11 protein-coding genes are annotated in these 12,625 nt (G+C 47.1%); 8 read left to right on the top strand and 3 right to left on the bottom strand.

Features of this window, described 5'->3' with window-relative positions; all coding sequences use genetic code 11:
• Nucleotides 1–58 precede the first annotated feature (58 nt).
• Together AAF463_RS12470 and AAF463_RS12475 are read right to left on the bottom strand one after the other, a co-directional pair.
• Nucleotides 59–1,417, bottom strand: coding sequence for an APC family permease (locus AAF463_RS12470; RefSeq protein WP_101763400.1), 1,359 nt, complete (start codon nucleotides 1,415–1,417; stop codon nucleotides 59–61).
• A 371-nt stretch (nucleotides 1,418–1,788) separates the two neighbouring features.
• Nucleotides 1,789–3,207, bottom strand: a complete 1,419-nt coding sequence (locus AAF463_RS12475; protein ID WP_350261999.1) for a glutamine synthetase family protein — start codon at nucleotides 3,205–3,207, stop codon at nucleotides 1,789–1,791.
• A 210-nt stretch (nucleotides 3,208–3,417) separates the two neighbouring features.
• Here AAF463_RS12475 and puuD point away from each other — a divergent pair, with 210 nt between their 5' ends.
• The 8 genes from puuD (at nucleotide 3,418) to AAF463_RS12515 (ending at nucleotide 11,535) form a co-directional block, all read left to right on the top strand.
• On the top strand, nucleotides 3,418–4,182 hold the full coding sequence (gene puuD / locus AAF463_RS12480) for a gamma-glutamyl-gamma-aminobutyrate hydrolase (protein ID WP_350260873.1): 765 nt from the start codon (nucleotides 3,418–3,420) through the stop codon (nucleotides 4,180–4,182).
• Nucleotides 4,179–4,736, top strand: a complete 558-nt coding sequence (gene puuR / locus AAF463_RS12485) for an HTH-type transcriptional regulator PuuR (RefSeq protein WP_008104818.1) — start codon at nucleotides 4,179–4,181, stop codon at nucleotides 4,734–4,736. The genes puuD and puuR overlap by 4 nt, the downstream gene beginning before the upstream one ends.
• A 24-nt stretch (nucleotides 4,737–4,760) precedes the next feature.
• Nucleotides 4,761–6,038, top strand: coding sequence for an FAD-binding oxidoreductase (locus AAF463_RS12490; RefSeq protein ID WP_101763397.1), 1,278 nt, complete (start codon nucleotides 4,761–4,763; stop codon nucleotides 6,036–6,038).
• 95 nt (nucleotides 6,039–6,133) lie between these two features.
• Nucleotides 6,134–6,493, top strand: coding sequence for a GtrA family protein (locus AAF463_RS12495; RefSeq protein WP_350260874.1), 360 nt, complete (start codon nucleotides 6,134–6,136; stop codon nucleotides 6,491–6,493).
• Nucleotides 6,490–7,413 carry a glycosyltransferase family 2 protein gene (locus AAF463_RS12500; RefSeq protein ID WP_350260875.1) on the top strand — a complete coding sequence of 308 codons (924 nt, stop codon included), beginning with the start codon at nucleotides 6,490–6,492 and terminating at the stop codon, nucleotides 7,411–7,413. Before AAF463_RS12495 ends, AAF463_RS12500 begins: the two co-directional genes overlap by 4 nt.
• Before the next feature lie 59 nt (nucleotides 7,414–7,472).
• Nucleotides 7,473–8,723, top strand: coding sequence for a glucosyl transferase (locus tag AAF463_RS12505; RefSeq protein ID WP_192411548.1), 1,251 nt, complete (start codon nucleotides 7,473–7,475; stop codon nucleotides 8,721–8,723).
• Between the two features lie 372 nt (nucleotides 8,724–9,095).
• The gene (locus AAF463_RS12510) at nucleotides 9,096–10,427 is read left to right on the top strand and encodes an MBOAT family O-acyltransferase (RefSeq protein WP_350260876.1); all 1,332 of its coding nucleotides are present in this window, start codon (nucleotides 9,096–9,098) and stop codon (nucleotides 10,425–10,427) included.
• Between the two features lie 7 nt (nucleotides 10,428–10,434).
• Nucleotides 10,435–11,535: a hypothetical protein gene (locus AAF463_RS12515; protein ID WP_350260877.1), complete on the top strand. Its 1,101-nt coding sequence runs from the start codon at nucleotides 10,435–10,437 to the stop codon at nucleotides 11,533–11,535.
• Nucleotides 11,536–11,648: 113 nt separating this feature from the next.
• Here the strand turns inward: AAF463_RS12515 and AAF463_RS12520 are convergent, their stop codons facing one another.
• Nucleotides 11,649–12,476 carry an SDR family oxidoreductase gene (locus AAF463_RS12520; protein ID WP_277973780.1) on the bottom strand — a complete coding sequence of 276 codons (828 nt, stop codon included), beginning with the start codon at nucleotides 12,474–12,476 and terminating at the stop codon, nucleotides 11,649–11,651.
• Nucleotides 12,477–12,625 lie beyond the last annotated feature (149 nt).

The following is a 12,625-nucleotide window of genomic DNA, read 5'->3' on the forward strand; positions in this document are numbered from 1 at the left end:
GTCTCCTTCCCCCGCTTGCGGGGGAAGGCCGGGATGGGGGACAGCGACGTCGATCAAATCACACTTCTTCGCTGAACTGCGGAACCGGGTTGCGGAAGGTGCGGGTCACAAAGGCGAGGTAAATAATACCAATCGCTGCCCACACCAAGCCGAGCACCATGGAGGTCTCTTCCAGATTAATCCACAACGCCCCCACCGTCAGGGCGCCCATCACCGGCAGCACCAGATAGTTGATGTGATCTTTCAGCGTCTTGTTACGCTTCTCACGGATCCAGAACTGCGCAATCACCGACAGGTTCACAAAGGTAAACGCCACCAGCGCACCGAAGTTAATCAGCGCAGTTGCGGTTACCAGGTCGAAGTTGATCGCCATCAGCGCGACCGCGCCCACCAGCAGCACGTTCAGTGACGGCGTGCGGTATTTCGGGTGCACGAAGCCAAAGAAACGCTGCGGGAACACGCCATCGCGGCCCATCACGTACATCAGACGTGAAACGCCTGCGTGCGCGGCCATACCGGATGCCAGCACCGTCACCACCGAGAAGATCAGGATGCCAATTTGCAGCGCTTTACCCGCTACGAACAGCATGATCTCTGGCTGTGAAGAGTCCGGATTCTGGAAACGCGAGATGTCCGGGAAGTACAGCTGCAGGAAGTAAGAAACACCGATAAAGATCACACCACCAATCAGCGCGGTGAGGAAAATCGCGCGCGGGATGGTGCGTTCAGCATCTTTGGTCTCTTCTGACAGCGAACTGATACCATCAAAGCCAAGGAACGAGAAGCAGAGAATGGTCGCACCGGTAATCATCGGTACTACGTGCGCATTCTCAGACCAGAACGGTCTGCTGCTGGTCAATGTCCCCTCGCCAACACCGTGTGCCACACCGTAAACCACCATGCCGGTAATCACTACCATCACTACCACCTGCAGCACCACGATCACGCTGTTGAAGTTGGCAACGGTTTTGATTCCACGCAGGTTGGAGATGGTCATAAAGGCCACCAGCAGCACCACGAAAATCCACGACGGAATGCCCGGCACCAGCGTCTCAAAGTAGCTTTTCGCCAGCAGGATGTTGATCATCGGCATGAACAAGTAGTCCAGCAGCGATGACCAGCCAACCATAAAGCCGACGTGCGGACTGATTGCCTTCTGAGCATAGGTGTAAGCGGAGCCCGCAGATGGGAAGCGGCGTACCAGCTTGCCGTAGCTCACGGCAGTAAACAGAATCGCGATCAGGGCGAAAGCATAAGCGGTGGCGACGTGGCCGTCGGTCAATCCAGACACGATACCGAAAGTATCAAACAGGGTCATTGGCTGCATATACGCCAGGCCCATCATGACAACCGGGATCAGGGTCAGAGATTTTTTCAGGTGTGCACGCTGAGGTGCGGCAGAGGTGTTAAGCGACATTGTTCAGGCCCCCGCAGACGACAACCGCGATCGGTTGGGCTACAGGGCTACTGCGCAATTTGCTGCAGTGAGAAGTGATATTAGTGTTTACGATTGTCGCGGCGCCGTAGTCATCACGGAAGCGAGAACCAGCCTGCGCTGGTGCAATGTTAAACAGTCCCATCTTTGTTTTCCTCAAATCTCACGCACAAGCGTGTTTGTCAGTATCTATCTATCCGGATGCGTGTCCGGCCTCGTGTGAATGTCAGTGAGTACATCATGCAAAAAAATAACCGACGCGGTTAACGTCGGTTAGTTCTCATTTTGCAGGGCGCGTATTTTGCCCCAACTTATGCCATCGGCACAAGACGTTAGATCAATTCTTCCGGCACTCAGGCATTCTTGAGCATCCAGTCGATTTCCGTCGAGGTGATTAAGCGCTCAAACTGCATCAGTTCGTACTGTTTGCAGCTGTGCCACACCCCGCTAAAACGCTCGCCCAGCAGCTTTTGCAGCGGATAGCTATTCTCGAATTCATACAGCGCATCACTCTGCCGAATCGGTAATGCCAGCCCTTCTGCTTCATGTCCATTGCCCTGCACCGCATGCGGTAAAGGTAGCTGATTATCCAGACCGTGCAAAATACCGGCAAGAATAGTTGACACCACCAGATAGGGATTTGCATCCGCACCGGCCACGCGATACTCGATGCGATGGTTATCCGCATCGCCACAAGGCACACGCAGCGCAACCGTGCGGTTGTTGTGTCCCCATGACGCCTGCAGCGGTACATAGGCTTCCGGCAGGAAGCGGCGATAAGCGTTCACGTTCGGCGCCAGCAACGCCATTGAAGCCGGCATTAAATCGATCATGCCCGCCAGCGCGCGTTTCATCAGCGGTGAATCGCTGCCGTCATCAAGCGCAAAGGCGTTGTGGTCGGCGGCATCCAGCATGCTGATGTGCACATGCATGCCGCTGCCTGCGTACTCTTCATAAGGCTTGGCCATGAAAGTGGCGGTCATGCCGTGATTTTCCGCCACCTGACGCACCAGCCGTTTCAGCTGAATAGCGTGATCACAGGCTTTCAGCACGTCGCGCGTGTGATGCAGGTTGATTTCGAACTGGCCGGGCGAGGCTTCCGCCAGCGCGCCATCGGCAGGAATGCCTTGCAGCTTGGCCAGATGGTCGATGTCACGCAGTACGTCGGCGAAGTGATCGAGATTATCCACCGAATACACCTGGCTCTGCATATTGCGTTCGTCACTGCCCGGCGAGCACGGCGGCTGAATGAAGCCCTCCGCATCACGCTTTTTATCCACCAGATAGAACTCCAGCTCTACCGCTACCACCGGGAACAATCCTCGATTACGCAGCTGTTGCCACAGCCGATTAAGGACATTACGGGGTTCAACGTCAAAGGGAGTGCCATCTTGGTTACACATGGTCAGCAACAGCTGAGCGATGTGCGTGGGATCGGCGGCAGTAGGAATTAAGGTGCCGGGCACCGGCATGCAGAGGTGGTCGGGTTCGCCCAGTGACTGACCCAGTCCGGCGTCTTCGACGGTGTTACCGAGAATATCCATAGCGAAAACCGAGGCCGGGAAGTAACACCCTTTTTCCAGTTTTGCCAATGCGGAGATGGGAATGCGTTTACCGCGAAATACCCCATTTAAATCATTAAGAAGAATATCGACATACTGCGTTTCAGGATGGCGTTCCAGCCAGGTTTTGACCTCCAGCTGGAACGCGCTTGTTCGTTTCTCTTCACTGTGTCGCGTGAAGTCTTCTACTTCTACGAGGTTCGTCATGATCCCACCCGCCCTTTACCGTTTAATATTGGTGCGCGCAATGCTCAAAATAACAGCCACTCCACTAACATAGCGCTAACGTAAAAAGTGTGCAAATGTAACAATTCTGTTTGAGGAATGAACGATCGGTTGCTAGATTGACAAAATATTGCACACTTTTAAGGCCAGCCGCGCATTTCCGGCGAAAATATTGAACAGCAACGCGGAGACGTTATGGGCATTATTTTTGACAAGCCCTTGATTGGCGTAGTGATGTGCCAGAACTTAATCGGCAACCATCCAGGGCAAACGGTTCACAACAAATATCTCGACGCTATCGTGCTTGCCGGTGGCGTGCCGCTGCCATTGCCGCATCAACTGGTGCAGGCACCTCATCTATTAGAAAACAGTATGACCGTGCTGGATGGCATTTTGCTGACCGGCAGCCCCAGCAACATCGAGCCCTGGCATTATGGCGCAGACGGTAAAGAGACGCATGCCGATCCGGCGCGCGATCGCCTCGCCTTTGGGCTCATCACCCATGCGATCGGTAAAAAGATGCCGATGTTCGGTATCTGTCGCGGTTTGCAGGAGCTGGTGGTAGCTAATGGCGGTGCGCTGCATCGCCAGCTGCATATGACACATCTGTTTCAGGAGCACCGCGAAAACGACGCGCTGCCGCTGGATGAGCAATACGCGCCGGCACATACCGTGCAGCCAGAAGTGGATGGCATGCTGAGCCAACTGCTCGGCAGCGCTGAACCTTTTGCCGTCAACTCGCTGCACGGGCAAGGCATCCGCGAAACCGGTCCGCAGCTGCGTGTCGAAGCGCGCGCGCCCGATGGGCTGGTTGAAGCCGTAAGCCTGCCAAAGCACCCTTTCGCCCTTGCGGTGCAATGGCATCCGGAATGGCACTCCGATCGCGATCCGGTCTCGCGCCGTTTGTTTGAGGCTTTTATCCAGGCCGCGGTCTGTTATCACAAGGAAAAACAGCCATGAATGATGCCACTCTGGCACCCGGACGTCGCTTATCGCAGATCCGGCAGGAGTTGGGATTGTCTCAGCGTCGCGTCGCTGAGTTATCAGGTTTAACGCACAGCGCCATTAGCACTATCGAACAGGACAAAGTGAGCCCGGCCGTCAGCACCTTACAGAAGCTGCTAAAAGTTTACGGGCTGTCGCTCTCAGAGTTTTTCTCCGAACCCAAAATCAATGCCACGCCGCGGGTGATTGTACGCCCGGAAGAGTGCGTGGAGATCGGCAGCCTGGGCGTATCGCTTATGCTGATCGATAACGGTGCCGCACGGCGCGCGCTGGCGATGCTGCTGGAGCGTTATGAACCCGGCGCCAGCACCGGCGAGAAGTTACGCCATCCCGGCGAGGAAACCGGCACCGTGCTGGAAGGGGAAATCACGCTGGTGGTCAACGGCCAGAGTTACCATCTCTATCGCGGTGAAAGCTATGTGATTGATACCGGCTTGCCGCACAGTTTTACCAATACCTCAGATCAGCCGTGTCGCATTGTTAGCGCGCATACGCCCGCCAATTTCTAAGATTTCGCGCTTAAGGAGGATTTAATGCAACATGTGGGAAGTTATTACGCCGCTACCGCCAACGCCCATGAGCCGTGGCCGGCGCTGCAAGAGTCGGTGCAGTGCGATGTCTGCATCATTGGCGGCGGTTTTACCGGACTTTCATCCGCGCTGTTTCTCACCGAAGCCGGTTACGACGTGGTGCTGCTTGAAGCGGCGAAAATCGGCTTTGGCGCCAGCGGCCGCAACGGCGGCCAGGTCGTCAACTCCTACAGCCGCGACGTGGATGTGATTGAGCAGCGCTACGGCAAACAGACCGCACAAATGCTTGGCAGCATGATGTTTGAAGGCGCGGAGATTATTCGCGACCGCATCGACCGTTACGCTATCGCCTGCGACTATCGTCCCGGCGGCATTTTCGCCGCACTGAATCAGCGGCAAATGGGCCATCTGCGCAGCCAAAAAGCCCTTTGGGCACGCTATGGCAATCACGATTTGGAGCTGCTCGACGAACGCGGCATTCGGCGCGAAGTGGCGACCGATCGCTACGTCGGTGGCTTACTCGATAAGCGCGGCGGGCATCTGCATCCGCTTAATCTCGCATTGGGCGAAGCCGAAGCGATTCGCCGTCACGGCGGGCGCATTTATGAGCAGTCGGCGGCGATTGAAGTGAAATACGGCGCACCGCATCGCATAAAAACCGCTAAGGGCGAAGTCAGCGCCACCTTCGTGATTTTTGCCGGTAACGCTTACTTGCCGTCACAGCTTGAACCGCGCCTGACGGGCAAAAGCATGCCGTGCGGCTCGCAGATCGTCACCACCGAACCTTTAACGCGCGATCAGGCTTTGGGTTTGCTGCCGAACAATTACTGCGTTGAAGATTGTAATTATCTGCTCGACTACTTCCGCCTCACCGCCGATAACCGCCTGCTCTACGGCGGCGGCGTAGTTTATGGTGCGCGCGAGCCGGATGACATCGAAGCGCTGATTCGCCCTAAGTTGCTGCGCACTTTTCCGCAGCTGCGTGACATCAAAATCAGCCACCGCTGGAGCGGAAATTTCCTGCTCACGCTATCGCGCATGCCGCAGTTTGGGCAGGTGGAGAAGAATGCGTTCTTTATGCAGGGCGACAGCGGACATGGCGTGACCTGTACCCATCTTTCAGGAAAGTTGATTGCTGAAGTGCTGCGTGGGCACGCCGAGAGATTTGATGCGTTCGCAAAATTGCCGCATCTGCCGTTTCCAGGTGGGAGAAGGTTTAAGGTGCCGCTCACCGCAATGGGGGCGGCGTGGTATGCGTTAAGGGATCGGTTTGGGGTGTGAACCACTGATTACAATTTCTCGACATTCCTTTACCAAAACTTGCTATAAAACAGCAGTAATGTCAGGATCGGGCTCTTTAATTTTTGGGCTGCAAAATGTTGAGGTTGTTCGCCAGATACACTTCTGTAGGTGTAATTAATACGCTCATTCATTGGGGCGTATTTGCCGCACTTTTTGCCATCATTGGTAGCCAATCCCTGTCTAACCTCGTGGCGTTTTGTGTTGCGGTAACCTTTTCCTTCTTTGCTAACGCAAAATGGACGTTTAATGCAGAAGCGACCACCACCCGATATCTTCTCTATATCTGCTTCATGGGCGCAATGGCAACAGCCGTGGGCTGGACAGCTGACTATCTGCACATTAATCCAATTATTACATTGGTTTTCTTCTCTGCACTCAGCTTGGTTTGCGGCTTCGCCTACTCTAAGTTTTTCGTGTTTAGGACGAGTAAATGAAATTTTCTCTGATTGTTCCTGTATTGAATGAAGAGGAAGCCATTCCCCTCTTCTATAAAGCAGTACGCGAATTTAAACCTTTTAAAAAATATAATATTGAAATCGTTTTTATAAACGATGGCAGCACAGACAGCACAGAAGCGGTTCTCAATGAAATTGAGGCTAATGATGATTTAGTCAAACATATTTCGTTCACACGCAATTTTGGTAAAGAACCGGCCCTTTTCGCTGGCCTTGAAGCGGCAACTGGCGATGCCATCATTCCAATCGATGTGGATTTACAAGATCCTATAGATGTCATTCCTTTGATGGTTGATAAATGGCAATTGGGCGCGGATATTGTTCTGGCGAAACGTGTTGATCGCAGCACCGACTCTCATCTAAAGCGTAAGACTGCCGAGTGGTTTTACAAACTGCATAACAAGATCAGTTCGCCGAAGATCGAAGAAAACGTAGGTGATTTCCGCTTAATGTCACGTGACGTAGTGGAAAATATTAAACTGCTGCAGGAACGTAACCTGTTTATGAAAGGTGTTCTCAGCTGGGTCGGCGGCAAAACTGCGGTCATTGAATATATTCGCGCTGAACGTGTTGCTGGTACAACAAAATTTAATGGCTGGAAACTGTGGAATCTTGCGCTTGAAGGGATTACTTCGTTTTCAACCTTCCCACTTCGGATCTGGACTTATCTCGGACTTGTCGTCGCTGCCCTTTCATTCATCTATGGCGCATGGATGCTGATTGATACTATATTCTGGGGCAACCCTGTTAAAGGTTATCCTTCAATTATGGTTTCAATGCTGTTTTTAGGTGGCGTACAGCTCATTGGGATTGGCGTGCTTGGGGAATATATTGGTAGGATTTATGTTGAGACTAAAGGCCGACCAAGATATATCGTATCCAGGAAGCAAATAAAATAGCATTTTAAATTCGCTTTAATTTCAACAGCTGTTTGCATGTAAAGCTTTAAAGGTGAATCATGATTTCAAAACAAGACAAATTATCACCCTGGTATTTTATTGCCATATTTATAGTAGCGGCAGTTATTATTATCACTAGACGACCTGACATTATAAATCATCCACAGTTATGGGCAGAGGATGGTAAGGCATTTTTAGAACCAGTGTGGAATCAAGGGTTTCTAACTTCCATAATGACTCCAAGAGATGGATATTATCAGTCTCTTCCTAAAATAACAATGGCAATTGCCTCGTCATTTGGACTTAGTTATGTTGCTCTCATATCAACATCTATAGCAATTTCACTCCGCTGCTTATTTGTTGTTTTCATTATGACCAGTCGATTTAATTACATCGATATGCGCTTTAGACTGGCATTTTGCTTATACTTCCTTTTTCAACCCAACATACAAGAAGCATATGTAAACATCACAAATGCTCACACCTATCTTGCAATCTATCTTTTGGCCGTTATTTTAGCTAAAGACTCTAAAAACATTGTATGGAAAACACATGATATACTTGTTCTAATTTTATCAGGTATTAGCGGTCCATTCATTGCGTTGCTCGCCCCTTCACTTGCGATAAAAAGATATTATGAAAGAGGTTCAATATTAAATGCCATAAAAGGCATTAACACTTTCGATGTTGTTTTCGCTTGTTGTATGTTGATTCAAGCTGGTTCGGTTATGTTTGGCGACAACACCAGAACACCTTCAAGTCTTGGAGCTACAATACCGCTCTTTTTTGAAATAATGTCGTACAAAGTCATTCTTGGTGCATTTTTTGATTTAAACAACGTCCAATGGATAATTGGGAAACCTATTATTAATGCATTTATATCACTCGTTTTTATAATCTCATCATTTTTCTTTCTGGTAAAAATGGACTGGAGATATAAAGCTGCATTTTGTTATGTATTCTTCACGCTACTCGTATCACTATATAAGCCTGTTATAAATCATAGCGAGGAACAGTGGCCTCTCTTCCTAATTCCTATCGTAGGATGTCGCTATTTCATACTGAGCGGTATGGGCATTTTTTGCTTAAGCTTAATAATAATGAGTCGGATAAAAGTTAGGCCTTATACTATTATCTTACTGTTCTGTATAACTCTATTTTCATCTTTAACTGTATCTTATCGAATGCCTCCTCTGGACAATGTCGGCTACGATAAAGACGTTGCTGTCTTTAATAAGGCAAAGAATGGTGAGAAAGTATTAATCCATACTAATCCCCCAGGTTGGTCAATGGAACTGATCAAAAAATAAATAATCATCCCAGTGTTTAGCTAGCATTTTTCATTTAAGAGGTGCTAGCTAATTTATATCTAAACTGAAAAATTATTTTTAATTGTAAATTATCAGTGTGATGCACATCATAACTTTTATTAAAACTCTCCTCTGACTTCCGCTCGTTATCCTTGTCAATATCAAAACAATTAGATTATAATAACCTTACATTGGCACTTTAGCATTTACAAATTTTCGGGTGATTTGATGCTTTTCAGCTCTTCATACTTTATTTTCGTATTTTTACCTATATGCGCAATTGTTTATTTTTCACTAAACAAATATGGTTTCTATAAAACCAGTAAAGCATGGTTATGTCTGGCTAGTTTGTTTTTCTATGGTTATTGGGAGGTGAAATATATACCTTTACTTCTCTCATCAATCATTTTCAACTTCGTGATCGGAAATATAATTACACCTAAAGATGACATTAAAAGTCAAAAAAGAAAATATATTTTAATATTTGGCATACTTATAAATATTGGCGCTCTGGGATATTATAAATACTCTAATTTTTTCCTCGAGAACGTAAACTCATTTTTTGATAATAGTTTCACTCCTCTTCATTTATTACTCCCTCTTGGAATAAGTTTCTTCACATTCACTCAAATTGCTTTTTTGGTGGATAGCTATAAAGGAAAAGTTAAAGAATATAGCTTTATCAATTACATTCTTTTTGTAACGTTCTTTCCTCATTTGATTGCGGGGCCAATCCTCCATCATGGCGAAATGATGCCGCAATTTAAAGATCATAATAATAACAAAGTTAATTTTTCCAATATACTTTCTGGACTATGCATTTTTTCAATTGGATTGATAAAAAAAGTAATTATTGCTGACACGTTTGCGGTATTTGCGCAAGAAGGATACTCTCCGGGCTATGTACATGATTTTTATAGCGCATGGGCGACGAGTTTATCATACACCTTCCAATTATATTTCGATTTTAGTGGCTATTGTGATATGGCAATTGGTGCTGCCTTGCTGTTTAACATCATGCTTCCTATAAATTTTAACTCTCCTTATAAAGCTGTTGATATACAAGATTTTTGGAGGAGATGGCACATTACACTGGGCAGATATTTACGCGATTACATATATATACCTTTAGGCGGAAATAGACTTTCTCCGTTTAGGACTTACTTCAACCTATTCTTCACCTTTACTATTGCTGGTTTATGGCATGGTGCAAGTTGGTTATTCGTACTTTGGGGAGCAATGCACGGCGCAGCCCTTATTATTCATCGCGCCTGGAAAGCTACTGGCATGCGGATGTACAAACCTATTGCTTGGTTTATAACATTCATGTTTGTAAATATCAGTTGGGTTTTTTTCAGGTCTGAAAGTTTTGGACAAGCCTCCACTATTCTTTCTAATATGTTTACGATTTCCAATATGAGAAACATTTCTCTTGAACAACTGCCCTTGAATGATCTATCACGATATGGACAAATTGCAGGATGGGTAGCTAAAAACATCTCATATGGTATAGCAGCATATTCCTCAGTCTTTATCATGTCAGCGATAGCATTACTTTGCTGCTCATTGAAAAACTCACAAGAAATAATAATTGGCCAAAGGATTGGTTATTTTAAAATCGTCATATTGGCCTTCATTTCATCCATGGCTGTTTATCTTAGTCTGCACTCAGAAAGTGCGGTATTTCTCTATTTTAATTTCTGAGGTAACTATGAAGACTAAATCCATCACCTTCTTGTTAATTTTTATTCTTTCGGTTCTTGCACTTCCAGCATATAGACTTTATGACGGCATAACATTTTACAAAGCAAAAAGCTTACATGGTGCTTTGAATCAGGCCTACAATATTGATCCCATTTTATCAGTACTCGGCAGCCTTGGTAATAAACTTGGTATATCTATAGATCCCAGCAGTGTTTATCAAGGTAAGGATGGATGGTTATTTTTAGGCAAAGATTTCAACCAAACATTAATGAAAAAAATTAATGGGGAAAAATCCTTTGAGGACCAAATTCAAAGTGTAAATAAATCCATCAACAGTTGGTCAGAATATTTAAATAGCCTTGATTGCAAAAGGTTCTATATAGTAATTGGTCCCGATAAAGAGAGCATTTATCCTGAATATATGCCTGATTGGTATGAGCCTAACGCTAATCAAATTCCTCAAAAGTTGCTTTCCTTAAATCCTTCTGTTTATGTAGATACATTCTCTAAAATTAGGTCTGAAAAGGGTAATAACAGTAATCCATTATATTTCAAGACGGATACACACTGGAATGAATTAGGTGCATCTCTTGCTTTTAAAGCTCTTGAAGAGAAATCAAAAAACAATAATGATGGATTAATTTGGCCTTCAGAAAAATTAGAGTTTGACCAGTATCCTAGAGCACCTGGTGATTTATCTCATTTTCAAAGGTCTGGTGATTTCCTTAATGACGTCAATGTTACGATTAAAAACAAATCAATTAGCAATTATAATATAATTGAATCTTCATACTCTACCGGTAAAGTAATTTATAATGGTAAAAACACACCGATTGATTCACCCCAAGAAAACCTTCTGATAAAATCGCCTAATGCCTTGAATAATAAAAAGGTTGTTTGGTTAAGAGATTCATTTGGCACGGCAATGTCTAGGTTAATGGCAGTAACTTTTTCCGAAACCCTTCAGATACATCATGCAAGAGTAACACCTGAAAAAATAAAAGAAATAATATTAAATTATAAACCAGATTATGTGATAGTTACTGTTGTCGAACGTGACTCAATGGGTAAAGTTTTTCAGTATGATGTGAATAAAAACAGCCAATAATAAAACACTCATATTTTGAGTTTTTTAGGCCGCACTTGCGGCCTTATATTCAACAACATTCAAATATTCATCAATATTAACAATCAGTTTTAAAATGATTGGGCTATATATAATTACTCTAACGGCATTTTCATCGGGTCATCATACGTATACTCAAACCCCAGCTCACTCGCGATCTTCGAGCCATCAATCACCTTGCCGTTAGAACGCTCGGGCTCAGCGACAAACGTCGGTGGCTCAAGCCCCAGCTGCTTCGAAACGCTGGGATAGAAACTGTCGCGCGACGGATGTTTCGAGGCACACAAATTGTAAACATGCCCGCCTTTCGGGGTTTGCAACAGCAGCACAATCGCATCCACCACATCATCGAGATGCACCAGATTGACCGCATGACCGCCGTTTTCCAGCCCGGTTTTGCCCGCAAGAAAACGCCCCGGATGACGATTCGGCCCCACTAATCCCGCGAGACGCACAATGTCTACGCTGGTACCGGGCAGATCGTGCAGCCAGTTCTCCAGCTCCACTAACGTCTTGCCGGCGACGGTTTCCGGCTGCAGCGGACTGCTCTCTTTCATTACGCCCTCACCGCTGCCGTACACTGAGGTTGAGCTGGTGAAAATAATGCGCGGCACTTTCTTCGCCAGCGCGGTATCCACCACGTTCTGCACCGCCTGCATGTAATCTTCACCGCCTTTCACCGTGCGGCTGGCAGGTAACGTCACCACCAGCGCATCGACTGCCATCAGCGTATCTAACTCTTCGGCTTCACACTCCAGTTCGGGGGTCAGCACCAGTTGGAAGGCTTCAATGCCACAGCGGCGTGCGGCGTCCACGCCATCCGGCGAGGTTTTACTGCCGGTGACCTGCCAGCCGCGTGCCGTTAGCGCCATCGCCAGCGGCATACCCAGCCATCCCAGACCTACAATCGCGACCTTTTTCATATCGACTCCTGCTATGGGCTCACACTTCATCTTAGTGCGGGTAGATGTGCCAAACCAGCGCAAACTGTTTCGGGAGATTCCGGAAATTGACGGTTAAAAAAGGGTTGCCAATTGTCACCATCTTCGTTAGGTTATTCAGCACGCAAATG

The sequence above is a fragment of the Pantoea sp. BJ2 genome (assembly GCF_040255075.1).
In the GTDB taxonomy this organism is placed as follows: domain Bacteria; phylum Pseudomonadota; class Gammaproteobacteria; order Enterobacterales; family Enterobacteriaceae; genus Pantoea; species Pantoea leporis.

Excerpts from the sequence above, each read along its gene's own strand:
- AAF463_RS12470 (WP_101763400.1), bottom strand. The coding sequence starts at position 1,417 with ATGTCGCTTAACACCTCTGCCGCACCTCAGCGTGCACACCTGAAAAAA.
- puuD (WP_350260873.1), top strand. The coding sequence starts at position 3,418 with ATGGGCATTATTTTTGACAAGCCCTTGATTGGCGTAGTGATGTGCCAG.
- puuR (WP_008104818.1), top strand. The coding sequence starts at position 4,179 with ATGAATGATGCCACTCTGGCACCCGGACGTCGCTTATCGCAGATCCGG.
- AAF463_RS12490 (WP_101763397.1), top strand. The coding sequence starts at position 4,761 with ATGCAACATGTGGGAAGTTATTACGCCGCTACCGCCAACGCCCATGAG.
- AAF463_RS12495 (WP_350260874.1), top strand. The coding sequence starts at position 6,134 with ATGTTGAGGTTGTTCGCCAGATACACTTCTGTAGGTGTAATTAATACG.
- AAF463_RS12500 (WP_350260875.1), top strand. The coding sequence starts at position 6,490 with ATGAAATTTTCTCTGATTGTTCCTGTATTGAATGAAGAGGAAGCCATT.
- AAF463_RS12505 (WP_192411548.1), top strand. The coding sequence starts at position 7,473 with ATGATTTCAAAACAAGACAAATTATCACCCTGGTATTTTATTGCCATA.
- AAF463_RS12515 (WP_350260877.1), top strand. The coding sequence starts at position 10,435 with ATGAAGACTAAATCCATCACCTTCTTGTTAATTTTTATTCTTTCGGTT.
- AAF463_RS12520 (WP_277973780.1), bottom strand. The coding sequence starts at position 12,476 with ATGAAAAAGGTCGCGATTGTAGGTCTGGGATGGCTGGGTATGCCGCTG.